Below are 26,898 nucleotides of genomic sequence, written 5' to 3'. Positions count from 1 at the left end.
CTGCCGCCGTCTCTGTGGTGCCGACTAGTGGAAGAAGTGCCGTGTGCCGGTGAAATACATGGTAATCCCGGCCGCGGTCGCCGCATCCACCACTTCCTGGTCCCGCACCGACCCACCCGGCTGCACCACGGCGCGCACCCCGGCGTCGAGCAGGATCTGCAGCCCATCCGCGAACGGGAAAAACGCATCGGACGCCGCCACCGCACCACGTGAACGGTTGACGCCGTCGCCGGCCAGGGTGTTGGCCCGTTCGACGGCGAGCTTGCAGGAGTCCACCCGGTTGACCTGGCCCATGCCGACGCCCACGGCCGCCCCGCCGTCAGCGAGGAGGATGGCGTTGGATTTCGCTGCCCGGCACGCGGTCCACGCGAAGGCAAGGTCGGCGAGGGTGCGCTCGTCGGCGGCGGGTCCCGCGGCGAGGGTCCAGGTTTCTGGTGCGTCGCCGTCGGCCCTGACCGTGTCCGCCAACTGCACCAGCACTCCGCCAGACACCTGCCGGATCTCCGCCGGATCCCGCCGGTACCCCTCAGGCAGGGTCAGCAGACGGATGTTCTTCTTGGCGGAGAGGATGGTGACGGCTTCGGGATCGAAATCGGGGGCGATGACCACCTCGGTGAAAACGTCCTTGACCGCGGTGGCCATGGCCGCGGTGACGGTCCGGTTGGCGGCGATGACCCCACCGAACGCCGACACCGGGTCGCAGGCGTGCGCCTTGGCGTACGCGTCAGCGATCGGGTCGGCAGCCTCGGTTGCGCCGACCGCGACGCCACACGGGTTGGCGTGTTTGATGATGGCGACGGCGGGCTGATCGAAGTCGAACGCGGCGCGCAGGGCAGCGTCGGCGTCGACGTAGTTGTTGTAGCTCATCGCCTTGCCGTGCAGCTGGTCGGCCTGGGCGATGCCAGGGGTCGCGCCCTTCTCGACGTACAGCGCGGCGTCCTGGTGGGGATTTTCGCCGTAGCGGAGCACCTCCGAGCGTTCCAACGCGATACCGGCATAGGCCGGCCAGGAGTCGCCGTCGATGGTGCCATCACCGAACTGCGACGCCGTCCAGGCGGCCACCGAGTTGTCATAGGCGGCGGTGTGGGAGAACGCGAGCGCGGCCAGCCGGCGTCGTGCGCTGAGGTCGAAGCCGCCGGCGTCCGCAGCAGCCACCACGTCGCCGTACCGTGCCGGGTCCACCACGATCGCCACTGAAGGATGGTTCTTCGCCGCCGAGCGCACCATGGCCGGGCCGCCAATGTCGATCTGCTCGACGACGTCGTCCTCCGCCGCACCGGACTTCACCGTGTCGACGAAGGGATACAGGTTCACCACCACCAGGTCGAAGGGCTCCACCTCGAGTTGCCGGAGCTGTTCGACGTGGTCCTCGCGGCGGCGGTCTGCGAGGATTCCGGCGTGCACCATCGGGTGCAGGGTCTTGACCCTGCCATCCAGGCATTCCTGGAAGCCGGTGAGCTCGGAAACCTCGGTGACCGGGACCCCTGCGGCGGCAATGCGCTTGGCAGTTGATCCGGTGGAGACGATGCTGACGCCGGCGCGGTGCAACCCCATCGCCAGTTCCTCCAGCCCCGTCTTGTCGTACACCGAGATCAGGGCCCGGCGGATGGGAACTTGGTCGAGATGGTTCAGGCTCACGCGGTGGCTCCAGGATTTTCGCTGCGGGTGGGATCGCTTTCAGTCTAAGTCACGGTCACCGCCCACCCCTCGGTAGGAGAGGAATCGGGGGCTAGCGGTACAGTTTCCCCGTGAGCACCGAAACTGAACTACCCACTGGAGACCAGGTGGTGCAGGAACTGCCGTGGCGCTGGAGGGTGCAGGGCAAGATTTTCCTCATCGGCGGCCTCGGCTTCATGTTCGATGCCTGGGACGTGACCCTCAACGGGTACCTGATCCCGCTACTGTCGGACTACTGGGACCTGGCGCCGGGCGAAGCTGCCTGGGTGGCTACGTCAAACCTGATCGGCATGGCCATCGGCGCGTTCGCGTGGGGTTCCATCGCCGACATCATCGGGAGGAAACGTGCGTTCACTGCCACGCTCCTGATCTTCTCCATCTTCACCGTCCTGGGCGCGTTCTCCCCCGATTTCGTCTGGTTCTGTGTGTTCAGGTTCATGGCAGGGTTCGGGTTGGGCGGCTGCATCCCGGTCGACTACGCCTTGGTCGGTGAGTTCACCCCGCGCAAACACCGGGGCCGTGTCCTCACCGCCATGGACGCCTGGTGGCCGATCGGGGCAGCCCTGTGCGGGGTGGTGTCAGCGCTCCTGATGACCGCCTTCGGCGACTGGCGTTACCTGATGCTCGTCATGGTGCTGCCGGCTCTGCTGGTGTTCTGGGTCAGACGATCCGTGCCCGAGTCCCCGCTCTACCTGGTCCAGAAGGGCCGCCGGGCCGAAGCCGAAAAGGTCATCAACGACCTGGTGCACCGCACCGGTGCCCCACGCACACCGTGGCGGCTTCCCACCCCCGCCGAAGCGCCAAAACTGTCCATCGGCTCGGTCTCCGGGCAGCTCCCCGCACTGTGGCGGTTCGACTGGCGGATTACCCTTGCCGCCTGGGGCCTGTTCCTGAGCGTCCTCCTGGTCTACTACGGCGCCCTGACCTGGATGCCCCAGATCCTGGTCCAGGCTGGCTACAAACAGTCGGTCGCCTTCCTTACCACCGCCGGCATGACAGCCGTAGGGTTCTTCGGCGTCGTCGCTGCCGCACTGTTGGTGGAACGGGTGGGACGGAAATGGATCCTCGCCATGTCGGGCCCCCTGTCCGCCGTCGTACTGGTGGTCTTTGCCCTCACGGTTGAACTGCCAGCGATCGCAACCGCCTGGCTGCTGCTGTTTGGCTTCCTGATCCAGGTGGCCATTCCGGTGCTTTACACCTACGTCTCGGAGCTCTACCCCACCGAGCTGCGCGCCTCAGGGTTCGGCTGGGCGTCCACCGTGTCCCGGGTCGGAGCGGGCCTGGTGCCCCTGATCTTCGGTTCCCTACTCTGGCCGGTCCTTGGCCTGCCGCTCACGTTCGCCGCCACCGGTCTCCTGGTGTTGGCGGCGGTGCTGTGGATGGCGTTCAACGCGCCGGAGACACGCGGCAAGGCGCTCTCAGACGGTTAGCAAGCATTGACACCGGGTGTGACGTGCACCACGCTGAAATAAGATTCAGCTAACCCGGAGGTTTACATGTTCGCCCGCCGCGCCACCGCCGTCGCACTCGCAACATTCCTCGCCGCGGGCACTGCCGCCGCCCCCACACAGGCCAAGACGGCCAGCCTGGATTCCCCGCGGGGCCTGCAATCGGTGCGCGGACCCGTGACCGACGAGAACTTTTACTTCGTGATGGCGGACCGCTTCGCCAACGGGAATCCAGCCAACGACGACGGCGGGCTCGGCTCCGATCCGATGGTGTCCGGTTTCGACCCCACCCGGAAGGGGTTTTACAACGGCGGTGACCTGGCGGGCCTGCTGGACCGGATCGACTACATCGAAGACCTGGGCACCACGTCCATCTGGTTGACTCCGAGTTTCAAGAACAAGGCGGTTCAGCCCGAGGACAACTCGGCGGGCTATCACGGGTACTGGATTACCGACTTCACCCAGATTGACCCCCACCTTGGCAGCAACGACGACCTCAAGGCGCTCATTGACGAGGCCCACAGTCGTGGCATGAAGGTGTATTTCGACATCATCACCAACCACACCGCCGACGTAATCGGGTATGAGGAGGGCGCCCGGATGCCGTACGTCTCCAAAGATGAGGCGCCCTACACCACCGCCAGTGGAGACATTTTCGATGATCGGGACTTCGCGGGCACCGGGGCCTTTCCCGAACTGGACCCGGCGTCGTCGTTCCCTTACACCCCGGTCCTCGAACCCGGCGAAGAGACGCTGAAGGTTCCCAGCTGGCTCAATGACCCGGCGCTGTATCACAACCGCGGCGACACCACCTTCGCGGGGGAGGACGCCTTCTACGGCGATTTTTTCGGCCTCGACGATCTCTTCACCGAGCACCCCACGGTGGTGGACGGCATGAAGGAGATCTACCAGACGTGGATCGCCGACTTCGGCGTCGACGGCTTCCGGATTGACACCATGAAGCACGTCAACGACGAGTTCTGGCAGGAGTTCGGCCCCGATGTCCTGGAGTTCGCCAAGGACGAGGGCAAGGATGAGTTCTTCATGTTCGGCGAGGTGTTCGACACCACCAAAAGCTTCACTTCGCAGTTCACCACGCGCAACAAGATGCAGTCGGTGCTGGACTTTCCATTCCAGGAAGCGGCGCGGAGTTTCGCGTCACGGGGAGCAGACGCCTCGGCGCTCGAGGAGTTTTTCGTCGGCGATGACTGGTACACCGACGCCGATTCGAACGCCTATTCCCTGCCCACCTTCCTCGGCAACCACGACATGGGCAGGATTGGCGGCTTCATCACCGCTGACAACCCCGGGGCAGGCGATGCCCAGTGGCTTCGCCGCACTTCGCTGGCCCACGAACTGATGTACTTCTCCCGCGGGAACCCGGTGATCTATTACGGTGACGAACAAGGCTTCACCGGCCCTGGCGGCGACCAGGACGCACGGCAGACCCTGTTCGCAAGCCAGGTGCCGGACTACCTGGATGACGACCTGCTGGGAACCGACGCCACGCACGCCGCCGACAACTTCGATACCGGGCACCCGCTCTACGAAAAGATCAGCGAGCTCGCTGCCGTCGCCGAGGAGCATCCGGCACTGCGCGACGGCGCTCACCAGAACCGTTACGCGGCTGAGGGCAAAGGCATTTACGCGTTCTCGCGGATCGATGCGAAGCGTCAGCGGGAGTACGTGGTGGCACTGAATAACAGCACCGAGCCGCAGACCGCGCAGATTCCTACCTACGTCGCTAACAGGCCCTTCCAGAAGGTCTACGGCGACGCGGACCGGAAGGTGAAAAGTTCGGGCACCGGAATGCTGACCGTTGATGTACCCGCGCTGTCCACGGTGGTCTACCAGTCGTCCGGCCGGATTCCCCGGTCGGACGAGGCGCCCGCCGTAACCCTGCGCGAGCCTGTGCCGGCCGCCGCCGACAACGGTCGAATGGAAGTGGGGGTCGACGTCGAAGGCTCCTCGTTCTACCAGGTCAGCTTCGAGGCGCGTACCGGGGACGGGCGGTGGACCCCCATCGGCACCGACGACAACGCGCCGTACCGGGTGTTCCACGACGTCAGCGCCCTGGAACCGGGCACCGACGTGCAGTACCGCGCCGCGGTGCTGGACAACGGCGGGCACACCTCAGCCAGCACCACCCGCACCGCAGCGGTCCCCGCACCGAAGGTGACCATCACATCGCCCGCCGAAGGCAGCAGCGTGCAGGGCGAGGTTCGCCTCAGTGCGGTGGCCGACCCCGAAAAGCCGTCCCACGTGGTCGACTTTGAGCGCAGCGTCGACGGCGGCGAGTGGCAGCCGTTGGGGTCGGATGATTCGTCCCCCGCCTACACGCTGATGGATGACCTCTCCGCACAGCAACTTCCCGATGGCACGGAACTGAGATACCGGGCGCTGCTCGACGGGGTAGCCAGCGACACCAGGACCGTGACGGTCGGCGCGGTGCAAACCGCGCAGCCGGAGGCCGTCTCGGTTCCAGGTAGCTTCGGCGCCACGCTTGGGTGCGACGCCGACTGGCTGCCTGACTGCACTCAGGCTCAGCTCAGCCTGGACCCGGTTGATTCCCTCTGGAAGTTGACGGTCGCTGATCTCCCGGCTGGATCCTACCAATATAAGGCGGCACTGAACCGCAGTTGGGACGAGAACTACGGCGTCGGGGGTGTCAGGGGCGGCGGCAACATTGTGCTAAATCATCCGGGTGGGGCTGTGACGTTCACCTACGACCACGCAACCCACCTGGTGTCCACCAGTTAGCACTACAGCCAGCGATTCCGCCTGAACGCGAGGTACAGTCCCACGCCGGTGGCCGCCATCAGCACCAGAGCAAACGGGTAGCCCAACGCCCAGTGCAGTTCGGGCATCACGTCGAAATTCATGCCGTAAATGGCGGCCACCAGGGTGGGAGCGAAAAGAATCGCAGCCCACGAGGAGATTCGTTTGACCTCTTCATTCTGGGCCAGTGAGGTCTCGGTCAGGCGAGTCATCTCCTCATTCTGGCGTTGGGCCACCAGGGTTGAGTGGACGGTGAGGGCGTTCTGCAGCAGGGTGCGGAACGTGTTGACCTGTTCAATCAGTCGGATTACGTGGTCAAGGACATCGCCGAGGCGGCGGTTTATCTCAGAGTCCAGATGGTATTTTTCGGAGCCGCGCTGCAGATTCTCCACCATGAACTGCAAGGGTTGGGTGGCTCGTTGGAACTCGATCACCTCACGGTGCAGGTCGTAGATGCGCCGGGAGACGCCCGGGTCGCCGCCGAAGAGCTCATTTTCAATCTCGTCGATGTCGTTCTCGAGCCCATTTACCACTGGCTCATACTCGTCCACCACCTCGTCGAGGATGGCATAGAGCACTGCCGCCGGCCCCAACGCAAGCAGTTCGGGGCTCCCCTCCAGCCGGTTGCGTACCTTCCCCAGATCGGGTGATTCGGCGTGCCTGACGGTGACCACAAAGTCCTCACCGACAAACACATGGAGCTCACCGAATTCCACCTTCTCTTCAGCGTCGAGGTAGCGGGCAGGACGCAGCACCACGAACAGGGTTGGCCCGTAGCGTTCAAGTTTGGACCGCTGGTGCCCCTTGAACGCATCCTCCACCGCCAGGTGATGAAGGGAGAATTCCTCGGCGACGGCGGTGAGCTCGTTGTCGTCGGGCCGGTACAGACCGATCCATGCCATACCCCCGCTGGCGCGCATGATGTCGAAGGTATCGTCGAGGGAATCCGGGTTTGGCTGCCTCTTGCCCTCAACATAGACGGCGTTGTCGATCAGTGCCATGTCAGCCCTGTTCCTGGCTGAGCCGGCGGAGCGTCTCGATCAGCAGGGCGCGTTCCTTCACCTTGATACGTTCGTGGAGAGTGTCCTCGGTGTCGTCGTCGAGCACCTCGACGGCGGCCTGCGCGAGGATCGGCCCGGTGTCAACGCCGGCGTCGGCGATCATCACCGTGCACCCGGTCACCTTTACCCCATAGGCGAGGGCATCCCGCACGCCGTGCGCGCCGGGGAAGCTCGGCAGCAGAGCCGGATGGGTGTTGAGATAGCGGTTCGGGAAGGCGTCAAGGAAGCCCTGGTCGACAATCCGCATGAATCCCGAGGACACCACGTAGTCCGGTGCGTAGGAGGCGACCTTCTCGGTCAGCGCGGCATTCCACTCGGCGCGCCGACCGTAGGACGTGAAGTCCACCACAAACCCAGCGATTCCAGCAGCGGTGGAGCGCTCCACCCCATAGGTGCCGTGCCGGTCGGCGCCGACGGCGGCGATGGTGAGATCAAGAGTGCCGGTGTCGACGGCGTCAATGACCGCCTGAAGGTTGGATCCGGTACCGGAAACCAGGACTACGATGCGCATGGGTCAACCATAGGCTGCGCTCTACCCTAGGGTTAAACCATGAACGAGAGCCCCCGCCCCGCCAAGCCAGCGCCTGCCGCGCCCAGCCCCGGGTCGCCCGAGGAAAAAGAGTTGGCCCGGACGCGGAGCTACTTCAGGTGGTTCCTGCTGGCGATGCTCGGTGCCATCCTGACCGGAACCCTCCCCCTGCCGTGGAAAGTCCTTGGCCTGGTTTTCGGCCTCGCCGCTCTGGTGCTCGGGATCTTCGCCCTGGTCAGGGCGGTGCGAGACAAGCTCCCCGGGCTGCTGCGCATCACCACGGTAATCGGGCTAGTGGCCACAGCCTTCCTGGTCGTTGGGACCGGCGCCCAGGTGGCGTTGTGGCCGGTGACAGCCGACTATGAGGAATGCATGGGCACCGCGCTCACCAACGCCGCGCAGAGTGCCTGCCAGGACGAACTCAGCAACCTGGGCGGCCTGCTCCCGGGGTCCTGAGCCTTGCCGCATGGGAAAGTGGCGGACCTGCGCGTCACCTTCGGGAAAGTGGCGGACCCGCGCGTAAGTGGTGGCCCCACCACTTGTGTGCGGCTCAGCCACTTTTTTGGCGGTTGTCCCGCTCCAGCAGCGGCCCCACCGCATAGCCGATGACGACGCCGACAGCCACCTCAGCGGCAATCAAAAGTGCCACCCATAACGGGTTGGGGCCCAGATCCACCAGCCGGCCGAGGCCCAGGGACGCGCGGGACAGCCAGGCAACCACCCCGGCAGCGACGCCGGCGGTCACCCCGATCAGCAGTGCGGCGGCAAGCGTGGAAACACTCGCGGTGAACCACCGCGCCTCCATTTTGATCTCCAGCCACTCGTCGAGGTGGTTCTCGCCTTCCCTGAAGAACCACCAGCCAGCCAGCAGGCCCGCCAGCACTGGGATGGCGAGCGCCGCCAACCCGTACTCCAGAGTGCCCGGCGGCACCGCACCGAGGACCGGCAGTGCAGGCAACGGACCGGCGCTGGTGGTCAAGGGGGTGATGGCGCTGCCGGACCCGAGCGCGAACCCGGCGCCGGACGCCCAGGCGAGGGTCCACACCACCAGGTTGGGCACGAAGCCGAGCTGCGCGAGGGTCAGGGCGCTGCCACCGACAATCCCCGCGTCCAGGCGCTGGTACACCGCCGCCACCTCCGCCCAGCGCAGCCCGAACGTCACCGCCAGCAGCAGTGCCGACAACCCGAGGGAGACAGTCAGCGCCACAAAACCAGCGCGAACACCCGACCAGGCGTAGGATCCAGCCCAGCGGGAATGCTGGCTGGTCTTCGCGAGCCAGGCGGCGCGGTCGACGCCGATCAGCCTGCTCCACTCGCCAGCCTCCCGGTACGCACCAATCACCAGTCCCAGACCCGCCGAGAGCAGTGGGATCAGCGCACCGGCGGCCAGCGGGACCGACGCTTCAGCAGTCGTACTGAGGTAGGCGACGCCGGCACCGATCACCGCATAGCTGCCGAGTGCCCCGAGGAGTGCCTGCCACAGTTGGTCGGAGTACGACGCGCGGGCAAGACGGCGGCCCGCCCGCCACGCCAGCAGGAAGGGGATCAGGGTTAGTCCCAGCGGCACGATGGCGAGGAGTCCTGTGGTTCCGGTCCCCTCCGGGTCTGCCGGAGGGAAGGTCACTTCAAGGGGTACCCCGTGGATCAGGAGCCAGGCCTGCCCACCCAATTGCAGCATGGAGGTTGCTGTGCGCTCAGCGAATCCACCCGCCACCCAGACCGCGGCCAGGGGCGCCAGGATCAGCAGCCCCGAGATCAGTGCTGACTGGGCCAGCTCGAACACACCCTGCAGCCACAGTGGCATGGGCAGGGCACGCCGATCAGGCATACGAAGTGGAAGTTTCATCTCCTCCATGGTGCCACCGGCCGCAGCCTCCGAGGTTCAACGACGCGGTGCGACCAACAGGTTCGGGCGGTACGGCCCCGGGAGTTAAACCAGAAGGTCCAGCAATCCCTTGACCAATGCAGCGGCGGCGCCAAGGAAAGCGATCACAATCACAAAGAACCGGGCATGGTCGTCCTTAATGAACCGGGAGAGCTTCTCGCCGGCGAAAATTCCGGTCACGATCACGACGCCGATGGCAGCCCACATCCACCACTGCAGTGCGGGTGCGTCGGTGGGGTCGAGGCTGAGCTTCACCGTCAGGGTTACCAGCCCAATCACCACGAAGAACGGCTGCAGGGTTGCAGCGAAGGGCCGTTGCGGCCAACGAGACAACAGGGCGTACGCGCTGACCGCCGGACCGCCAACCCCAGCCATGGAATTGGTGAGTCCCGCAGCGAACCCCGCGACGGCTTTCGGCGCATTGCCGCGCACCACCACCGATGAGCGTTGCAGCACCAGTGACACCGAGAGTGCGACGAGGACGACGCCGCCCACCGTCACGGACAAGGGAGCGGACGGCAGCATCACCGCAGCGATAGACCCAGGAACCGAGCCGAAGACCGAGGGAATTACCATCCACCGGAACATGCTCCAGTCAATGTCCTTCCAGACCCGTCCCACGATCAGGGTTGAGGACACCACTCCGCAAATATTGACCAACACCACTCCCTCGTGTGGGCCCAGAATGATGACTAGGAACGGCGCGATGAGCAGGGCGAAGCCCAGCCCGGCAATCCGCTGCGCGATCGCACCAAGCAGGATGGAGAAGAGAACGATGAGGAAAATGCCGGTGGTCACAGATGACACAGTACGCCTGGGCAACTGTTTTCGGACTTTCCGTGACGGGCGCCCAGCACCGGCCAGTAGGCTTGGACGATGCCTACAGTTACCACAGCTCTCCAGACTGCTGACTGGCGTCAGCAGGTTTTCGACCTCTACGCACGGGTGCGCGACAGCGCCCAGGCCGGGTCGCCGTCGTCGGCCCATGCCCTGTGGCGTGCCGGGCGGGACAGGCTATTCGCCACCCATCCCGCATCGCCGCTCGATCCAACGGCTGCCGCCTCCTTCGATGGCCTCGCGGTGGCCGAATACCAGTCGGACTACAGGTTTGAGGCAGTGATCGACGACGACGGAGTGGGCGAGGAGATGACCGTCCCCACCGGGACGGACGGGACCGTGACGTTCCAGCGGCTCGGCACGGTGGGGCTCGACGGCGTGGGGCGGCTGGCGCTGTGGCGACTCGCCTCCTACGGGGGCGGGTTGTTCCTGCCGCTGCGCGACGGTTCCGCCGGGCAGCCCAGCGGAACCTACGGGGGCGGCCGTTATGTGCTGGACACCGTGAAGGGTTCGCACCTCGGAGTGGTGGACGACCGTCTCGTCATTGACCTGAACTTCGCCTACAACCCGTCGTGCGCCTATGACGAGTCCTGGGCCTGCCCCCTGCCTGGGGCGGACAACCGGGTCGGCGTCGAGCTCCGCGTCGGTGAGTTGTACTCCACCTATTAGGGAGAACGACGGCGACGCTGAAGGATCCGGCGCGGGACGCCGGGTGCGGGGCAGGCTTTATCATGGAGCTAAGACACCTGGTACCCCTCTGGAGGCTCACATTACGGATACTGCCGCCCAACACGATATTTACTTCGGCGCGCCCGAACCCGTTAACGAGGCCGAAGTCCTTGAGTCGGCGTCGCGCGCTGCAGTCGCACGGTTTAACGACCGCGCCGACATCACTACGGTCAAACGCCGGTTCACCCTGATCAACCAGAACGTCACACCGCATCAGGCGATGGTGGAGGATCTGTTGTTTATCCGCGCCGCGCTTGAAAGCGCCGACATTGAGTACCTGCTGGTGCGCGGCAATGACGAGCGTCCAGTGATCGCTATCGATCTCAAGCACCGCGAACGCCTCCGGGATGCCCTCGTTGCAGCCTGCGAGAACGAGCCGTTCTACTCCCGGACCGTTGACACGAAGCGCAAGACCACCCTTTTGGTCACCGACGGTTCCCTGTCACACAGCAACAAGGCCCGCATCTTCCGGCTGTTCCGCCCACGGATTGAGCCGATCGGCGGGCTGGCTTTCGGACCGTCCGCTGGCGTGCAGATTGAACTGTGGAAGCTCGGCGGCGACACCATCGAGCTCCCCGTCGAAAACTCCCTGACCCGCCGCACCCTCCCCTCCTCCGAGGTGGTCCGCGGGTCCGTGGAGCGTCACGGCTTGATGTGGCCCACGATAGACAACATGTTCGCCGATCACGCAACTGATATCGACTTCGAGATCGACCTGGTGTTCTCCTGGGTGGACGGCAGCTCACCCGAGTTCCAGGCTGCCCGCGCCGCACGGATGCAGGGCGCCGTGGTGGGCTCGGGCGATGACCATGAGGCACGGTTCCGTCAGATCAACGAGCTCAAGTACGCCCTGCGGTCGGTGTATATGTTCGCTCCGTGGGTCCGCCGGATTTTCATCGCCACCGACTCGGCGGCCCCCATCTGGCTGGCCGATCATCCCTCGGTCACCCTGGTTCGCTCCGAGGAGCACTTCAGGGATCCGTCGGTGCTCCCGACTCACAACTCGCAGGCCGTCGAGAGCCAACTGCAGCACATTCCCGGACTGTCCGAGCATTTCCTCTACTCCAACGACGACATGTTCTTCGGCCGCCCGGTGTCCCCCGACATGTTCTTCTCCCCGGGCGGGATCACCAAGTTCATCCAGGCGGACACCCGTATCGGGTTGGGCGATAACGACGCCGAGCGCAGCGGCTTCGAAAACGCCGCCCGGGTCAACCGCCGCCTGTTGCATGAGCGCTTCGGCAGGATCACCACCCGGCACCTTGAGCACACCGCAGCACCCCTGCGCCGCAGCGTGCTCCTGGAAATGGAGGAGGAGTTCGCCGCCGATTTCGCTGCCACCGCCGCCTCACGGTTCCGTGCAAAGGACAACATTTCGGTCACCAACTCGCTGTACCACTACTACGCGTTGCTGACCGGGCGGGCCGTCACTCAGGAATCAGCGAAGGTGCAGTACATCGACACCACCATGCGGTCGGGACTGAGCAGCCTGAACAAACTGCTCGACAAACGGCACACGGACTTCTTCTGCCTTAACGACGGCAGCTTCCCTGAGGTACCCGCCGACGAGCGGGCCAGGCTGGTCACCGACTTCCTGGAAAAGTACTTCCCCATCAAAGCGCCCTGGGAGAAGTGATCCGGAAGCCTTGACCCCGGGTGAACCCCCGGAGAATCAAGAAGCCGGAACCAGCGCGCGGGTCTTAGGCCCCGGTGAGCTGGCGCAGGGGGGTGGCGTCGGCGATCTTCACTCCTGCGGCATCAAGCCGGCGGCGTGTTTCCGCCAGCGGGACGGTCTCGCCCACCGGCCGGTATGCGCCGATCGGGACTACGGAGTGGACGATCGTGTCCGCGTAGACGTGCACCAGGTTGTACGCCTGGGCTCCGTCCCGACCGCGGGTCCCGCCGCCGTCGTACCCCAAATCCTGGGTGTAGCAGGTGGCCGACGCCACCGACACCGGCACCCCGGCGAAGGTGGCGGTGGTTGAGTAGTGCAGGTGGCCGGCCAGGATGCCGCGCACATCGGAACCGCGGACGACGTCGGCGAGCTGGCGTTGGCCGCGCAGTTCCACCAAAACAGAGAGATCCTGTACGCAGGGAATCGGCGGGTGGTGCAGGGCCAGCAGGGTGCCGTGTGGCGCCGGGGTGAGGAGCTCATTGGCCAGCCACACCAACTGCTCATGGCTGAATTCACCGTGATGGTGGCCGGGCACCGTCGAATCGAGGGTGATGATGCGCAACCCGTTGATGAGGTAGCTGCGGTCGATCGGGGCGGAGTCTGGAGCCTGATCGAGCAGGCCTACCCGAAAGTTGGCCCGGTCGTCGTGGTTACCCATCGCCCAAATCACCTCGGCGCCGAGCTTCGCCGCTGCGGGTTCAACAATGGCGCGGAGCTTCGCATAGGCGTTGGCTTCGCCCCGGTCGGCCAGGTCCCCGGTGAAGACCAGCGCTTCCGGCCGGGCCCCCGAGTCTTCCAACTCGGTGAAAATCTGGCGTAGCCGGGCTTCACTATCCACCGCCCCGTACAGTGGCCCAGGCCCACCGAGCAGGTGGGTGTCGCTGAGGTGGAGAATAAACTGCTGCGGCCGAGGATGTTCGGCCGTCCGGTAATTCATGGTGACCTTCTAGGTAGCTGGCGGTAACCGTTTACAACCTAATTGACCTCCATCAAAGCAGAGATCAAACCAATAGCTGGTGAACACAGCCCGGCAAGTCGGATAACGCTTGAAGAGTGTTCCCGCAGCCGGGGTGTCCCCGGCCGCGGGATCGCCCTGGACCTACTTACGGATCAGCGAGGTTTCGGTGAAGCCACCCGGCGCCACATAAACATTGCCCCGATCTTTGCCCCTGTTGTGATCCTTGCCCTTGCCCTTGTTGCCCGGCAGGGCAACCGGCTGACCGGCCGCATCGTAGGCCTGCTGTTCCAGCCAGTACCCGCTCGGCACTTTCACCGGATGCAGCGACTTCTTCTCGGCTGCACTCACATAAATGGTTGACTCCCCCGCCGGTCCGTCGACGGTTACCGAGGAGATCAGCGGTTGGAGCAGCAGCGCGTCGATTGAGGCGGCCCCGTCGACGGCGGCGCTCACACTGCGTTCGCCCCGCCGCAGGTCCCGCTCCAGGCTGAACGGCTGCAACAGCCCTGGCGCATCGGTGATGCCCTGCTCCCCCGCCCCGCCATTCGGCGTGGTGCCGAGCTTCCGCTTGCCGGACCAGGTGGTGGTCCCTGACTCCACGATGGTCCGGTTCACGATCGGGTACACGTTGCGATCCTGCTGATGCGCGGGCACCGGGATGCGCAGGCGCGCACCAGCGCTCAGCTGCGCGTACGCGCCACCGGAGATGTTCGCTTCCCCGGTCCACGCCGACTCGGCGGTAACCATGCTGCCGTCGCCCGTGATGGTTCCGGTTTCCGCTTCCACCACGGTGAGCCCGTCGGTGGTGACGGTCTGGTCAATGCCCAGGGCGTCCGCCTTCAGTTCGGGGTGGGCGTCCAGGACCAGCATGGACAGCAGTCCGTGGATGGTGGACTCGGCACCCGAGTTGACATTCACGGTGCCGTCGGCCTGGACGCCGTCGAAGGTGACTCCGGTTGCTGGGTTGTAGGTGGGTTCGCCGCTGCGGTTGGCACCGAAGTACCAGCCGCCCATCACCGCCGCCAGCTCATACAGCCCGATTGCCCCCGTCGCCTCAGCCGTCGACACGAGGCTTTGCAGCCGCGAGTCGACGCCGTAGGCGATCTGCACCCGTTCGGAGGGAGTCGGGGTCCACGCGTTGTCCGGCCCGCCGGCGGCAATCAGCTGCGCGGTGAACCCGGCGGTATCACGGACCGCTGCGTCGGCCAGTTCGGGCCGCCCCAGCACCACCGACGCGTTGGCGACGGCGGCTGGTGCCATCCCGCCCCAGGCGTGCCAGAACGTCTGCGACTTGGTCCACGGCAGGATGGCACCAAATGGCCAGGCCCGGGTGTCCCCCGCCGACATCTCGGCGATGCCCTCGCTCAACTGGGAGAGCGCCGTCCGGGCCACGCCATCCGCTGGTGCGGCGGCAACATAGGCCGACAGGCCCAGCACGGCCTCGGCCGAAGCGTCGGCACCGTCGGCGATCAGCCACGCGGGCACCGGTACGCCGTCGGCCAAGTCGTACTGGCCGTACTGGCCCAGCGACTGACGGTTGAGCGCGCCCAACGACAGGTGCAGTCGCTCCTGCAGGAAGGCAGCGAACTCGGGGTCGGCTTCGCGGAACGCGGCGTACCCTTCGCCGAGAGCCCACACCGTGCGTGCCACCCAGTACGATTCGGCCGAGTCGGAGGGGTCCGGCAATTCGATAGGTTCGGCGCTGGGATTCAGATCTCCGTCGGTCTGCTGCCAGAGCACCACATTACCGGCGTTGGGTCCGTCGGTGGTCTGCAGGTAAACCAGGGACCGGAGGGTCTGGAAGGCTGACTCCCTGCTCGCCTCGCTCCCGGTCTGCTGCCAGTGCCTGAGGTACACCACTGCGGTGCGGGAGATGTCGTCGGCGTTGTAGGCACCCTGGCTCCAGTCACCCTCGGCGTTCAGTGTCCCGCCGCCGATTTTCCGGTAGGTGCCGTCGTCGTTCCGGTCAGCGTAGGTCCACGGCGCCAACGCCGTGGGCTGATCGCCGGACCGGTAGGTGCTATGCCCGGCGATGTCCGGCACCGGCACGTCGTCCAGCAACCAGTCGAGGTGCGCAGTGTTGGTCAGGGGTGCCGTTTCCGCCGCCTCCAGCGTTGGGTTGGCCCATGCTGAAACCGCAACAGGCGGCGCCGCGGCCACCGGAGCCATCCCAACGCCGACGATCGCGAGCGAGACGCCCACAGCCAGGCAAGGGATGCGTGCCGCGCGGGCGGCGCTCATGATGCAACCCGATCGAGGCGGGCCACACCGATTTTGGAGTCAGCCATGCCGTAGAAGACGAAGAGTTGACCGTCGATTTCCTCGATGGCTGTCGGGAAGACCACGTTCGGCACGATTCCGGACTTTTCGTCCTCGGTTTCCGGTTCCAGCAACGGTTTACGACTGCGGGCGATCACCACGGAGGGGTCATCGGCGGAGAGGATCATCGCCGCGGCCGAATAGTTGACCTTCTGCTGGTGGTCGAATGCCGATTTTTCCAGCGCACCGGCCACCCCGTGATGGATGATCAGCCAGCCCTCGTCGATCCGGATGGGGGGTGGGCCCCCACCGATCTTCAGTTCCTCGAACTCGAACTCGCTCAACGCCACGAGGGTGTGCTTGCCCATGTGGACCAGGTTGCGGAGGTCCTTTTCGACATCCTCCACCGCCACATAGGAGATCCAGATGCCGGGCCGGTTGTCGGTGATCCCGGCGGGCAGGTGCTCGCCTTCGCCCTCACGGATCCAGCCCAGATCCCACATCGGGCGGTGCAGGAGCGCGTAGGAGAGGACGCCGTCGGGGTCCTTGACCGGCTCGGGGAAAAACACGCCGTCCTTATTGGGGAACAGGTTCAGGTCCATGGACAGTTCGGCTTTGTACTCGAAGAAGCACGGGCCGAGCCGCTGCCAGGACCGCAGCTCGGTGGAATGGGCGAACGCCATCCGCGGTCCCAGCGGGCCGTACGCTACATAGGTCATCAGGTGCAGGCCGAGCGAGGGCACCCAAGTGGTGCGGGGGTCCTCGGTGCCCGAGTTATTGGTGCCGCGTTCCCAGCCCTCGTCAGGCCCCAGGACGACGCCCATCCGCTCAACGCCGGTGGGTACCCCGTTCTCGATCACGATCTTGGCGAGCCCAACGCGGGACACGTTGCCTTTGGAGACCAGACGGGGAAGCAGGTACAGTTCCCCGTCCGGGCCGCGTCCACTGGCCGGGTTGAGGACCCCTTCCGCCTCAACGTCGTTGCCCTTCTCGGGGCTCATGATGACGCCCGCACGCGCCAGCGTGAACGGCACGGTGGGTAGCAGAATGGCGGGGGAAGCTGTGGTTGGAGAGTCTGTGGGGGACGCTGTGCTTTGCGAAGTCATGGAAGGTTAGCCCTTTGCGCTTGATCCGATATTGGTTGAGATGAACTGGCGTTGGAAAACAATGAACAGTGCAACGGCGGGAGCCGCGAGCACGCACGCGCCGGCCAGGATGGCACCGAACGGGTTGGCTGCGGTAGCCGCAACATTGGAGATGTAGTTGGCGAGTGACACGGCCAGCGGTTGGAAGTCCGCGTCCTTGGTGACCAGGAACGGCCACAGGAATTCGTTCCACGGTCCGATGAACACGAGTAGGACAGCCGTGACGATGGCGGGCCGCACCAGCGGGATAGCGATCTGGGTGAGGATCCGCAGTTCGCTGGCCCCATCGATGCGCGCCGCCTCGAACAGCGAGGTGGGCAGCTGCAGAAAGTACTGCCTGAAGACAAAGACGGCAGTCGAGTTTATGGCGAACGGCAGGATCATTCCCAGATAGCTGTCCGCCAGGCCGTAGTCCCGCACAATCAGCACATACAGCGGGATGAGCAGCAACTGGAACGGGACAATCTGGACCAGCAGCAGCATGCCAAACACCATCCCCCGCCCGCGGAACTCCATCTGTGCGAGGGCGTATCCCGCCGGGATGCCAAGCAGCATGGTGCACAGGATGACTCCGCCGGTGAAGATTCCCGAATTGATCAGCCCCCGCACCAGGTTGATCGACTCGTTGATCAGCACATAGTTCTGGCCGGTGATGTTCCCGATGTTGGGAAAGGCCCCGGCGACCGAGGTGTCCGGTTCGGTCTGTAACGACCCAATGAACATGTAGTAGAACGGAAACAGGAACACGAACGCGCCCATGGCGAGCAGGAGAAAACTGAACGGGCGCAGGGAGCGCTGCCTCGCGGTCGACGATGTACGGTCTTTCCCGGGCGGGTCGGCAGCAGGGTCCACGCGCGGAGGGACCGCCGTCGCCAGGGTTGGCTGAAAATCCTTGGTCATGTCAATCGTCCTTCCCGCCGATGAAGCGGCGTTGGACCAGGGCCAGCAGCAGCACGCCAAGCACCAGCAGAACGCCGAGGGCGGCAGCGGTGTCGGGGTTGCCCTGCAGGATTCCCTGCTGGTACATCAGGAACACGGGCGATGTGGACGCGCCGTCCGGTCCGCCGCCCCCGGTGAGTAGGTAGGGCTCGGTGAAGAGGTTCGCACCGGTGATGGTGGCGAGCAGGGTGACCAGGAACGTGGCTGGTCTGACGCTGGGGACGGTGATGCTGAAGAACTGGCGCACCTTGCCGGCGCCATCGACGGAAGCCGACTCGTACAGTTCCTCGGGGATGTTCTGCAGCGCGGCAAGGTAGAGCAGGATGGAAAATCCAAGTTGCTTCCACGTCACAAACAGCGCAACGGTGGGCATCGCCAGACCAGAGTTGACCAGCCAGGACGGGTCCGGGGCGAGCGGGCCGAGGACCGAGTTGACCAGGCCGTCCTGCGCGAAGAGGAACAGCCAGACCCCGACGACGGCGACGCTCGCCGTCACGTACGGCACGTAGTAGCTGACCCTGAAGAATACGCGGAACCGGGTGACCCGGTTGAGGGCGTTGGCGAGGACCAGCGACAGCACCACGGTAAGCGGAACGTTGATGACCAGGAACACGCCAACATTTGCGAAGGACCGTGCGACGTCCGGATCGGTGAGCACCGCGGCATAGTTGTCGAACCCGACGAACGGACGTTCGACGGCCACGCCCGGCGCGGTGAAGAAGAAATCGTGAAAGGAAATGTAGACGGCGTAGCCCAGGGGGAACGCAAGCACCGCGAAGATGAAAAGGACATACGGCGCACTGAACACGAGCCCAAGGGGTTGGCGTCCCAGCGGTCTGTTGTGCCGGCGGGGGGCGGGACCCGGGCTGATGCCCGGATCCCGCAGCTTACCGACGGTGGATGAAGGAGTCACCGTCGGTCCGCCTACTCTTCGGTGGCGAGGGTGCTGATTTCCTCGGCGGCGGTGGTGAAGGCGTCGTCGACTGTCTCATTGCTGAAGATCACCGACGCGCCATAGGCATCGCGAAAAGTCTGCCAGATTTCAACCGAATTGGGGACATTGGGGACCTCGACGGCCCGCGACGCCTGGTCGGCGAACTCGGTGTAGGCGGGGTTGGCTTCGAAGTACTCGGCGTAGGCTTCGGTCAGATCGGCGCGGATGGGCATCTGGCCGGTCGCTTCCAGCAGCGCCCCGTCCTGTTCCTCGCTGGTGGCGAACTTCATCAGGTCCCAGGCGGTCTGCTTGTTGTCGCAGGCAGAGTAGATGGCCATGTTTTTGGCGTCGGAGAACGTGTAGCTCTCGTCGCCTTCGGTGAGGCCCGGCACGGGTGCCGTACCCCAGTTGACGTCGTCGCCGTAAACCGGGATGGCCCACGGGCCGGAGATGGCGATGGCCGCTTTCCCGTCAACGAAGGAGTCGCCGGTGTACGCCTCCTGCGAGGACAGGCCCTCCTCGTACATGGTCTGCCACATGCTAGCGACAGCCTTGCCTTCTTCGGAGTTGAAGGCTGCCTCGCCATCGACCACCAGCTGTGATCCACCAGATGCCGCGGCGAAGAAGGGGTAAAAGTCGAACCAAGACTGGTAGAACTCGCCGGCTGGGGAAGGCCACATGGCGTACTCGGCTGCACCGGATTCAACGAGGGTGCGGGAGGTTTCGAGGAGCTCGTCCTGGGTGCCCAGCGCCGGGTTCTCGGGGTCGAGGCCCGCTGCCTCGAATATGTCCTTGTTGTAGTACAGCACCACTGGGTTGGATTTCCACGGCAGCTGGTAATACTGGCCGTCCGCCGACTTGTACTGCTCGGCGACCTCGCCGCTGCGGGATTCGACGTATTCGACGCCGTCATCGAAGGTGTCCAGCGGGACCAACCCACCCATTTCCTCGAACTGCGGGACCGCTACGGGCGCCGTGTTCATCACGATGCAGGGGGCGTTGCCGGCGGTGATGGCGGCCGCGATGACCTCTTCGGAGCTGGTGCCCGCGGGGATCTCCTGGGCGGTGACCTCCTGATCGGGGTTGTCTGCGTTCCAGGCTTCAACCATCGCTTCGCCCCAGGCGACTTCCTGCTGGTTGTTTGAATACCAGATGGTGATCGGGCCGCTGGTCAGCTCTCCGTCGCCGGCCGCGCCGCCGCCGCCCCCGCCGCAGGCGGCGAGTCCCAGACCCATGATGGCGGTAGCCGTGATGGCCAGTGTTCGCTTGGTGTATCGCGTCATTGCGTTGTCTCCTAGGTCACTTTCACTGTGGTTACTGAGTTAGTTACTGCCGGGGGGTATTCCGGCCGTGGGGCGCCGCGGTGGACCCGCGGGTGATTAGTCCTGGTGCAGGAAGGACGACGTCGTCGCCGTCGTGAGTGCCTTCGAGCTGATTCAGCAGTACTTGCGCCGCCGCGCTGCCCCACAGCAGCGGGTCGCTGCCGATGCTGGTGAGTGCGGGATTGAGGTACTGGGCGTATTCGGTGTTGTCGTAACCGGTGATCGACAGGTCTTTGGGAATCCGCAGACCTTGCTGCTGGGCGAAAGCCTGTCCCGCAGTTGCCATGATGTCGTTCGCGTAGACGATGGCGGTGGGCGGCTCGTCGCGCGCCAGGAAGTTGGCCGTCGCGGCCGCCCCCTCCTGAGCCCCGAAGTCTGCCTCGATGAACAGGTCATGGTCCAGCCCGTTGCGCCCAAGGGTGTTCGCCCATGCGTTGCGCCGGCTCAAACCGTGGATGTAGTGCTGGGACCCGCCCACGTGGGCGATCCGGGTGTGGCCCAGGTCGACCAGGTGCTGGACGGCGTGGCTAATACCCTCGGTATCATCCATGCAGACCGCAGGAAACGGTGAGGGTGTGTTGGGGCGGTTCAGGGTGACGGCTGCAAGCCCCAGTTCCAGCAGCAGGGCGATCCGGGAGTCGTCTGTGCGCATGTCGCTGAGGATCACGCCGTCCACCCGCCCCTCATGCGCCAGGCGTCGGTAGCTGGCTTCCTCGGCCCCCGTTTTGGTGGCGACGGTCAGGACCAGCGAATAGCCCCGGTCGGCGAGAGTGGTCTCAATGCCGGCAATGAACGATGGGAAGAACGGATCGGTCCCCAACAGCTTGGGGCCGCGGGCCACCACCAGACCAAGCGCGTAGGCCTTAGAGGAGGATAGGGACCTGGCCCGCAGGCTGGGTGTCCAGCCCAGGGCGGCGGCGGTGCTGAGGATCCGACGGCGGGTATCCTCGCTCACCCCGGCCTGCCCGTTAAGGGCATAGGACACGGCGCCCTTGCTCACCCCGGCGGCCCGGGCTACGTCACTGATCGTTACTGCCATCGCCGTCTCCGTTCTTCGCTTGATGCAGTGCCGGCGCTAAATACCGGCGGATAGGGTACCTTAAGGTGATACGCGTCACTTAACCGGTTAAGTATCCTCAACTTAACCGGTTCAGTGACCGATAGTCAAGGATGTCTCGAAATGAGAGCGGATTCAGCGGGTGGCACAACCATCTTTATTGACTCGCACGGCGAATATAGTTCTGAGTCGTTGAACTCAAAAACGGAAAGTTATGCAGGTTCACCGCCGAACACGGCGTAGTCAAGGAGATCCGATGAAATCGTTTGCATGTGGTGATGTGGTTCCCGGTTGCGACGCCAAGTGGGTGTGCAGCTCGGACGATGAAATCCTGGCTCAGGTGGGTGCTCACGCCGCCGCAGTTCACGGGTTGACGTCGGTGCCCGACAGCCTCGTCCAATCTGTCCGCGGTGCCATCCAACCGGTTAGTTGATCTCCGCACGCCCCTCCCGGTCCGGAGCCGCCCCTGCCCCGGACTGGGAGGAGCTGCTCGCGGTCGCCTGCCGGGGCGAAGGCCTGGCTACCGCGTACCAGCCGATCGTCGACACCTCACGTGGCACGGTGGTCGGCTACGAGGCACTGGCACGGTTTCCAGGGTTCGAGGAAAAGAACCCCGAGGTGTGGTTCGCTGCAGCGCGCCGCCACGGACGGAGCGCTGATCTCGAGTCGGCTGCCTTGCGAGTCGCCCTGCGAGCCCGTCCGGGCCTACCCACCAACTGCTTTCTGACTCTCAACGTCTCCCCCGAGCTCCTCACAACGGAAAGCATCCGCAGCGTGTGGCGGCAGGAGAGAGACCTTGGGGGACTGATTGTCGAGCTCACCGAGCAAACCCCGATCGACTCCTACCTTGAACTGGAGCCCGATCTGCACCAGTTGCGGTCCGCCGGCGCCCTCATCGCCGTCGACGACGCCGGTGCTGGCTACGCTGGCCTGCGCCACCTGCTGCAGCTGCGGCCCTCAATGATCAAGATTGATCGGGAGCTGATCCAGGATGTTGACCGCGACGAAGCCAAGCGTGCCCTGATTGAAATGCTCGGGATCTTCGCCAGCCGGGTGGACGCCTGGATCCTCGCCGAGGGCGTGGAACGGGTGGAAGAACTCGATACCCTGGTCAGCCTGGGTGTTCCCCTTGTCCAGGGGTACCTGCTGGCCCGGCCAGCACCACCGTGGGCGGGAATCGAATTTGAGCTCGCCCACCGGCTCGCCGCCCGGCAGACATCGGCCCGGAAGACCGTCCTGCGCGACGTCGTCGAACCGTCCCCTGCCGTCCTGGGCATGGCCGAGGCGATCGAGGCGTTTACCGAGGACCCTGGGCTGGGCTCCGTTGTCCTCATCGACGCCGATCTGCGGCCCATCTCGGTACTCACCCCCGACGCCGCAGCCCTGGGTGTGGTGAGCCAGGGAATGCGCGCCAACCTGGACACTCCCCTGGCGGACGCCCTCGATCGGTCCATGACCCGCGAGACCGCCTACCGGTTCGAGCCGCTCCTCGTCACCGACAACGCCGGACGGTTCGCGGGGATCACACGGCTGGAACGGATGATCACCGCGCTCACGGCGAGCGGCCCTCGCGAACCCTAGCTACCGGAGCCGAGCGCGCCGTCGGGCTCCGAGATGAAGCCCTGCTCCACCATGAAGTCGAACGCGACGTCGGCTGGTTCCTCGCCCTCGACGTCTACCCGCAGGTTCATGGCCCGCAACGCTTCGTCGGTCAGGGTCGGAGCAATCGCACCGAAAACGCCCTCGAGTTCCGGATGCTCCTCAAGCGTGTCCGTGTAAAAGACCGGCGCCGCGTTGTAGGCAGGGAAGAAGCCGAGATTATCTTCAAGGACCGTCAGATCCAGGGCATCGATCCGCCCATCGGTGGCGAACACCTCACCGAAGTTACAGTCCCCATTGTCGGTGGCCGTGTAGACCGCGCCGGTATCGAAGATGCTGATGTTGTCATCGGGTACGCCGTCCGGAGCACCACGCTCCATCCCGTAGTGGGCGAGCATCGGGTTCATGCCGTCGGGTCGGGAGTTGAACTCGGCTTCGACGCAGAAGGTCCTCTCCTCCACGGGCAGGTCAGCGATTTCAGCGATCGAACTGATCCCGCCGAGTTCCTCGACGGCCTCGGTGCGCACAGCGATCGCGTAGGTGTTGTTCAAGGGGGCCGCGTCCCCCCAGGTCAACCCATTCAACAGGTCGGCTTCGTAGACCGCGGCGAATTGCTCGTCCTGGTTGGGGAACCCTTCACTCATGCCAAGGTAGGTAAGCCAGGCGGTGCCGGTGTATTCCCAGACCATGTCCGCCTGCCCGGCGAGCACCAGCTCGCGGACGGGTTGGCTGCCGGGAACGTTGGTGAGGTCGGTGACGTCGAACCCCGCTGCCTGCCCCGCCAGGACGGCAATCTTGCCGAGGATCAGCTGCTCGGTGAAGTTCTTCGACGTGACGGTCAACGGTTCGCCGTCGACAATTTCCTCGATGCTGCCGGGTCCTGCCAGCGGGACGTACGAGGTGGCTGGCTGCAGTCCGCAGCCGGTGGCCAGCAGACCAGTGGAGAGCACGACGGCGGCACCTGCGACGCGACGCAATGCACGCCTGCAAGTCGTTGAAGGCGTGGCGCCTTTCCGGGCGGGGTGCGATGAGAGCATCAGAGTCCTTTCGGGCGGGCGACGTGTTCAACGACGCGCCCAATCCAGTCGACCAGCAGGGCGAGCAGTGCCACCAGGACCGAGCCAACGACCAGCACGCTGACCAGGTTCAGGTTCACTCCGGTGATGATGAGAATGCCGAGCCCACCGCCGTTGATGAACGCGGCGAGTGCGGCGGTGCCCACCAGAAGCACCAGCGCGGTGCGGATGCCGGCGAGCATTACCGGGACGGCCAGGGGCAACTCCACCTTGAACAGGACCGCCACGGCACTCATTCCCATCCCCCGCCCGGCTTCGACGAGTCTGCCGTCCACCTGGTTGATACCGACCATGGTGTTACGCAGCACCGGGAGCAGCGCGTAGAGGACCAGCGCTGTGATGGCCGCGGTGAATCCGAATCCCTGCCAGGAGGCGAGAAGCACAATCAGGCCGATTGCCGGGGCAGCCTGCCCGACGTTGACGACGGCGAGCACCGGTCCGGTGAGCCGACGGAACGGACCGCGGGTCAGCAAAATGCCCAGTGGGATGGCGATGACGAGCACGATGACCGCCGAGACAGCCGTCAGGGCGAGGTGTTCGAGCGTGTAGCCGAGCAGCGTGTCGGGGTTGAGCGTGTTGAGCTCGACCTCCGAGAGGTCCGCGGTCAACGCCCAGATAGCCAGGGCGGTGATCGCGGCAAGGATGCCCACCAGCTGGTAGACCAGCGGTCGCCAGGAGGTTCCGGCGACGTCGGCCCGCGCGGCGAGTACCTGAGGTGTCTGGGTGAGTGCGGCAGCGCTCATTGGCTGGACCTCGCAGCGGTGCCGGTCGAATCGCCGTCCGCGCCGTCGCGATTTGCGCCGTGGAGAGGGATATCCTGCTCCTCGACGGCCTGCAGCGTGCCGGTGTTGACGCCCACGGGACGTCCGGACGAGTGTGCTGACCGGGCGTGGGCGTGGGCGCGGCCGATCGCGTCCATCACGGTTTCGACGTCGATTACCCCGAGGAAGGTGTCCCGCATTCCCGTGACCAGGGCGGCGCCCGCACTGGACACGAGCATGGTATCGAGGGCGTCATTGAGGGTGGCCCGGTCGCCGACCACGGGGAGTTTCGCGTCCCAGTCGTCGCTGATCCGGTCGGTGCGGGAGAGCTGGCGGCGGGTCAGCCACTGGATGGGGCGGTTTTTCCGGTCGACGATCACCGCGTGGTCGTGCTGGGCTTCGTCGAGCCGGGACAGCACGTCGCTGCCCAGGTCGCCGATCTGCGCGACGACGGCGTCGGCCAGGTCCACCTCGTTGACCCGGGTGAGGGTGAGCTGCTTCAACCCGGCGCCCGAACCGATGAAGTTTTCAACGAATTCGTTTGCCGGGTTGGCGAGGATTCGTTCGGGGGTGTCGTACTGCACCAGCTGGGCACCGTCGGTGAAGATCGCGATCCAGTCGCCGAGCTTGACCGCCTCGTCGAAATCGTGGGTGACACAGACGATGGTCTTCTGCAGTTCGGCCTGGATGTTCAGCAGTTCGTCCTGCAACCGCTGTCGGGTGATTGGATCCACGGCACCGAACGGCTCGTCCATCAGCAGGACGGGCGGGTCGGCCGCCAGGGCGCGGGCCACTCCCACGCGCTGCTGTTGTCCGCCGGAGAGTTCCCTGGGGAAGCGATCACGGTATTGCGCTGGATCCAGGGAGACCAGTTCCAGCAGCTCGTCGACCCGTGCGGCGATTTTGTCTTTGCTCCAGCCGAGCATCTTGGGCACAATGCCGATGTTTGCTGCGACGGTCATGTGAGGGAACAGTCCGCCGGCCTGGATGACGTAGCCGATCCGGCGTCGGAGGCTGTCGCCGTTGATGTCGGTGACGTCGTCGTCGTCCAGGACAATGCGACCTTCGGTGGGCTCGATCAGCCGGTTGATCATTTTCAGCGTGGTGGTCTTGCCGCACCCCGAGGGGCCAACCAGCATGACGATCTTGCCAGCCGGGATCTCAAGGGTGAGGCCATCAACGGCCGGGGATTCCTGACCCGGATAGCGTTTGGTGACCTTGTCCAACAGGATGCTGGCTCCGGTGATACCGTTCCCCGCGTGGCCAGGGGTGGTAGTTGCTGTGGAAAGGGTCTCAGACACGGATACCTCGCGGGGTGGTTAGTCGGCCGAGGCCGATGAGCAGGACGTCGAGCACAAGGGCAAGAATGATGACGGCAATAACGCCGGTGGCGACCGACTCGATGGCGTTGGCGCCACCCAGCCGGGACAGCCCGGAGAAAATGAAGCCACCCAGGCCGGGGCCCAGCGCGTAGGCGGTGATCGCGGCGATACCCATCACCATCTGCGCGGACACGCGGATGCCGGCCAGGATCACCGGCCAGGCGAGCGGCAGCTCCACCTGTAGCAGGGTGCGGAAGCGGCTCATACCGATTCCCCTGGCGGATTCCACCACTGCGCTGTCGATCCCCGTCAGTCCCACTACCGCGTTTCGGAGTATCGGCAGGGCGGCGAAGAAGGTCACGACAATCACCGCAGGCGTCACGCCGAACCCGAACGGGGCGATCATGAGCCCGATGAAGGCGAAGGAGGGAATGGTGAGCCCCACGGCTGAGACGCTGTTGGCCAGCGATCTGAAGAGGCTGCTGCGATACACCAGTGCGGCGATCACTACAGCGATCACTGTGCCGAGGATCAGACATTGGACGACGAGGGAAAAGTGCTGCCAGCTTGAGAACAGGATTTGAGGCAGCCGGTCTCCAAGGAAATCCAACAAATCAATACCCTCTTCACATTGGTTACGTGTTAGCCCGGAGGCAATTGTCCGAAAGAGTTCGAGGCGCGAAAATCGGCCTCTTTTACAGGATACGCACAGGATTATCACTGGACCGTCACGCGATGGTCACGATTGGCAGTCGATACCGACTTCCGACGAGCCCGTTTACGCCGGTGATTATTGGTCCGGGAAGTCCATTTAGTGCCGTGAACCAGGCCAAGGTGATAGCAGCACAGAATGGCCGGTCAATGCAGCAGGAGTTGCGTCTGCTCGTCAATTGGTTCGTGAGCCTAC

At 64.9% G+C, this 26,898-nt stretch carries 23 protein-coding genes; 7 read left to right on the top strand and 16 right to left on the bottom strand.

The features are described from left to right. Positions 1-24: 24 nt before the first annotated feature. Positions 25-1,638, bottom strand: coding sequence for a bifunctional phosphoribosylaminoimidazolecarboxamide formyltransferase/IMP cyclohydrolase (gene purH, locus ACX80A_RS11915; RefSeq protein ID WP_459259933.1), 1,614 nt, complete (start codon positions 1,636-1,638; stop codon positions 25-27). A 110-nt stretch (positions 1,639-1,748) separates the two neighbouring features. On the opposite strand from purH, the gene ACX80A_RS11910 reads away from it, so the two are divergent. Further along, complete coding sequence (locus ACX80A_RS11910) at positions 1,749-3,107, top strand: MFS transporter (RefSeq protein ID WP_459259932.1); 1,359 nt, start codon at positions 1,749-1,751, stop codon at positions 3,105-3,107. Positions 3,108-3,173: 66 nt separating this feature from the next. After that, entirely contained in the window at positions 3,174-5,885 is a 2,712-nt protein-coding gene (locus tag ACX80A_RS11905) for an alpha-amylase family glycosyl hydrolase (protein ID WP_459259931.1), read from the top strand. Between the two features lie 2 nt (positions 5,886-5,887). On the opposite strand, the gene ACX80A_RS11900 is transcribed toward ACX80A_RS11905, so the two are convergent. Both ACX80A_RS11900 and purN read right to left on the bottom strand, forming a co-directional pair. Then, positions 5,888-6,904, bottom strand: a complete 1,017-nt coding sequence (locus ACX80A_RS11900; RefSeq protein WP_459259930.1) for a magnesium and cobalt transport protein CorA — start codon at positions 6,902-6,904, stop codon at positions 5,888-5,890. 1 nt (position 6,905) lies between these two features. Continuing rightward, positions 6,906-7,475 (bottom strand): phosphoribosylglycinamide formyltransferase, encoded by a 570-nt coding sequence (purN, locus tag ACX80A_RS11895; protein ID WP_459259929.1) that lies wholly within the window; start codon positions 7,473-7,475, stop codon positions 6,906-6,908. Positions 7,476-7,514: 39 nt separating this feature from the next. On the opposite strand from purN, the gene ACX80A_RS11890 reads away from it, so the two are divergent. Continuing rightward, on the top strand, positions 7,515-7,949 hold the full coding sequence (locus ACX80A_RS11890; protein ID WP_459259928.1) for a hypothetical protein: 435 nt from the start codon (positions 7,515-7,517) through the stop codon (positions 7,947-7,949). A gap of 94 nt (positions 7,950-8,043) precedes the next feature. Here the strand turns inward: ACX80A_RS11890 and ACX80A_RS11885 are convergent, their stop codons facing one another. Then, the gene (locus ACX80A_RS11885; protein ID WP_459259927.1) at positions 8,044-9,339 is read right to left on the bottom strand and encodes a cell division protein PerM; all 1,296 of its coding nucleotides are present in this window, start codon (positions 9,337-9,339) and stop codon (positions 8,044-8,046) included. An 84-nt stretch (positions 9,340-9,423) separates the two neighbouring features. Next, entirely contained in the window at positions 9,424-10,176 is a 753-nt protein-coding gene (locus ACX80A_RS11880) for a sulfite exporter TauE/SafE family protein (RefSeq protein WP_459259926.1), read from the bottom strand. Positions 10,177-10,254: 78 nt separating this feature from the next. On the opposite strand from ACX80A_RS11880, the gene ACX80A_RS11875 reads away from it, so the two are divergent. Continuing rightward, entirely contained in the window at positions 10,255-10,884 is a 630-nt protein-coding gene (locus tag ACX80A_RS11875) for a DUF1684 domain-containing protein (protein WP_459259925.1), read from the top strand. A gap of 280 nt (positions 10,885-11,164) precedes the next feature. Continuing rightward, positions 11,165-12,580 (top strand): stealth family protein, encoded by a 1,416-nt coding sequence (locus tag ACX80A_RS11870; RefSeq protein ID WP_459259978.1) that lies wholly within the window; start codon positions 11,165-11,167, stop codon positions 12,578-12,580. 64 nt (positions 12,581-12,644) lie between these two features. Here the strand turns inward: ACX80A_RS11870 and ACX80A_RS11865 are convergent, their stop codons facing one another. The 7 genes from ACX80A_RS11865 to ACX80A_RS11835 all read right to left on the bottom strand — a co-directional run bounded on the left by ACX80A_RS11865 (position 12,645) and on the right by ACX80A_RS11835 (position 21,215). Next, complete coding sequence (locus tag ACX80A_RS11865; RefSeq protein ID WP_459259924.1) at positions 12,645-13,556, bottom strand: phosphodiesterase; 912 nt, start codon at positions 13,554-13,556, stop codon at positions 12,645-12,647. Positions 13,557-13,718: 162 nt separating this feature from the next. Beyond that, positions 13,719-15,818 (bottom strand): hypothetical protein, encoded by a 2,100-nt coding sequence (locus ACX80A_RS11860; RefSeq protein ID WP_459259923.1) that lies wholly within the window; start codon positions 15,816-15,818, stop codon positions 13,719-13,721. Next, positions 15,815-16,837 (bottom strand): glycoside hydrolase family 130 protein, encoded by a 1,023-nt coding sequence (locus tag ACX80A_RS11855; protein WP_459259976.1) that lies wholly within the window; start codon positions 16,835-16,837, stop codon positions 15,815-15,817. Before ACX80A_RS11855 ends, ACX80A_RS11860 begins: the two co-directional genes overlap by 4 nt. Before the next feature lie 111 nt (positions 16,838-16,948). Further along, entirely contained in the window at positions 16,949-17,740 is a 792-nt protein-coding gene (locus ACX80A_RS11850; RefSeq protein WP_459259975.1) for a carbohydrate ABC transporter permease, read from the bottom strand. Between the two features lie 142 nt (positions 17,741-17,882). Next, positions 17,883-18,833 carry a carbohydrate ABC transporter permease gene (locus ACX80A_RS11845; RefSeq protein ID WP_459259922.1) on the bottom strand — a complete coding sequence of 317 codons (951 nt, stop codon included), beginning with the start codon at positions 18,831-18,833 and terminating at the stop codon, positions 17,883-17,885. 11 nt (positions 18,834-18,844) lie between these two features. Further along, complete coding sequence (locus tag ACX80A_RS11840; RefSeq protein WP_459259920.1) at positions 18,845-20,137, bottom strand: extracellular solute-binding protein; 1,293 nt, start codon at positions 20,135-20,137, stop codon at positions 18,845-18,847. A 43-nt stretch (positions 20,138-20,180) separates the two neighbouring features. Continuing rightward, positions 20,181-21,215, bottom strand: a complete 1,035-nt coding sequence (locus tag ACX80A_RS11835; protein WP_459259919.1) for a LacI family DNA-binding transcriptional regulator — start codon at positions 21,213-21,215, stop codon at positions 20,181-20,183. 274 nt (positions 21,216-21,489) lie between these two features. On the opposite strand from ACX80A_RS11835, the gene ACX80A_RS11830 reads away from it, so the two are divergent. Both ACX80A_RS11830 and ACX80A_RS11825 read left to right on the top strand, forming a co-directional pair. Then, complete coding sequence (locus tag ACX80A_RS11830; protein WP_459259918.1) at positions 21,490-21,666, top strand: DUF1059 domain-containing protein; 177 nt, start codon at positions 21,490-21,492, stop codon at positions 21,664-21,666. Next, positions 21,663-22,814 carry an EAL domain-containing protein gene (locus ACX80A_RS11825; protein ID WP_459259917.1) on the top strand — a complete coding sequence of 384 codons (1,152 nt, stop codon included), beginning with the start codon at positions 21,663-21,665 and terminating at the stop codon, positions 22,812-22,814. The genes ACX80A_RS11830 and ACX80A_RS11825 overlap by 4 nt, the downstream gene beginning before the upstream one ends. Here the strand turns inward: ACX80A_RS11825 and ACX80A_RS11820 are convergent. The 4 genes from ACX80A_RS11820 to ACX80A_RS11805 are packed head-to-tail and all read right to left on the bottom strand — an operon-like array spanning position 22,811 to position 26,604. Continuing rightward, the gene (locus ACX80A_RS11820; RefSeq protein WP_459259916.1) at positions 22,811-23,809 is read right to left on the bottom strand and encodes a glycine betaine ABC transporter substrate-binding protein; all 999 of its coding nucleotides are present in this window, start codon (positions 23,807-23,809) and stop codon (positions 22,811-22,813) included. The genes ACX80A_RS11825 and ACX80A_RS11820 overlap by 4 nt on opposite strands. 59 nt (positions 23,810-23,868) lie before the next feature. Then, positions 23,869-24,651 (bottom strand): ABC transporter permease, encoded by a 783-nt coding sequence (locus ACX80A_RS11815; protein WP_459259915.1) that lies wholly within the window; start codon positions 24,649-24,651, stop codon positions 23,869-23,871. After that, positions 24,648-25,970, bottom strand: a complete 1,323-nt coding sequence (locus ACX80A_RS11810; RefSeq protein ID WP_459259914.1) for an ATP-binding cassette domain-containing protein — start codon at positions 25,968-25,970, stop codon at positions 24,648-24,650. Before ACX80A_RS11810 ends, ACX80A_RS11815 begins: the two co-directional genes overlap by 4 nt. After that, positions 25,963-26,604 (bottom strand): ABC transporter permease, encoded by a 642-nt coding sequence (locus tag ACX80A_RS11805; protein WP_459259913.1) that lies wholly within the window; start codon positions 26,602-26,604, stop codon positions 25,963-25,965. The genes ACX80A_RS11810 and ACX80A_RS11805 overlap by 8 nt, the downstream gene beginning before the upstream one ends. Positions 26,605-26,898 lie beyond the last annotated feature (294 nt).

The organism is Arthrobacter sp. TMN-50 (assembly GCF_054511125.1).
The sequence above is the reverse complement of the archived record's forward strand: the minus strand, read 5'-3'. Positions and strand labels throughout refer to the sequence as shown.

Coding starts and splice junctions, on each gene's coding strand:
- ACX80A_RS11900 (WP_459259930.1), bottom strand. CDS start 6,904: ATGGCACTGATCGACAACGCCGTCTATGTTGAGGGCAAGAGGCAGCCA.
- ACX80A_RS11830 (WP_459259918.1), top strand. CDS start 21,490: ATGAAATCGTTTGCATGTGGTGATGTGGTTCCCGGTTGCGACGCCAAG.
- ACX80A_RS11890 (WP_459259928.1), top strand. CDS start 7,515: ATGAACGAGAGCCCCCGCCCCGCCAAGCCAGCGCCTGCCGCGCCCAGC.
- ACX80A_RS11870 (WP_459259978.1), top strand. CDS start 11,165: ATGGTGGAGGATCTGTTGTTTATCCGCGCCGCGCTTGAAAGCGCCGAC.
- ACX80A_RS11865 (WP_459259924.1), bottom strand. CDS start 13,556: ATGAATTACCGGACGGCCGAACATCCTCGGCCGCAGCAGTTTATTCTC.
- ACX80A_RS11905 (WP_459259931.1), top strand. CDS start 3,174: ATGTTCGCCCGCCGCGCCACCGCCGTCGCACTCGCAACATTCCTCGCC.
- ACX80A_RS11875 (WP_459259925.1), top strand. CDS start 10,255: ATGCCTACAGTTACCACAGCTCTCCAGACTGCTGACTGGCGTCAGCAG.
- ACX80A_RS11860 (WP_459259923.1), bottom strand. CDS start 15,818: ATGAGCGCCGCCCGCGCGGCACGCATCCCTTGCCTGGCTGTGGGCGTC.
- ACX80A_RS11840 (WP_459259920.1), bottom strand. CDS start 20,137: ATGACGCGATACACCAAGCGAACACTGGCCATCACGGCTACCGCCATC.
- ACX80A_RS11885 (WP_459259927.1), bottom strand. CDS start 9,339: ATGAAACTTCCACTTCGTATGCCTGATCGGCGTGCCCTGCCCATGCCA.
- ACX80A_RS11835 (WP_459259919.1), bottom strand. CDS start 21,215: ATGGCAGTAACGATCAGTGACGTAGCCCGGGCCGCCGGGGTGAGCAAG.
- ACX80A_RS11815 (WP_459259915.1), bottom strand. CDS start 24,651: ATGAGCGCTGCCGCACTCACCCAGACACCTCAGGTACTCGCCGCGCGG.
- ACX80A_RS11855 (WP_459259976.1), bottom strand. CDS start 16,837: ATGAGCCCCGAGAAGGGCAACGACGTTGAGGCGGAAGGGGTCCTCAAC.
- purN (WP_459259929.1), bottom strand. CDS start 7,475: ATGCGCATCGTAGTCCTGGTTTCCGGTACCGGATCCAACCTTCAGGCG.
- ACX80A_RS11850 (WP_459259975.1), bottom strand. CDS start 17,740: ATGGGCGCGTTCGTGTTCCTGTTTCCGTTCTACTACATGTTCATTGGG.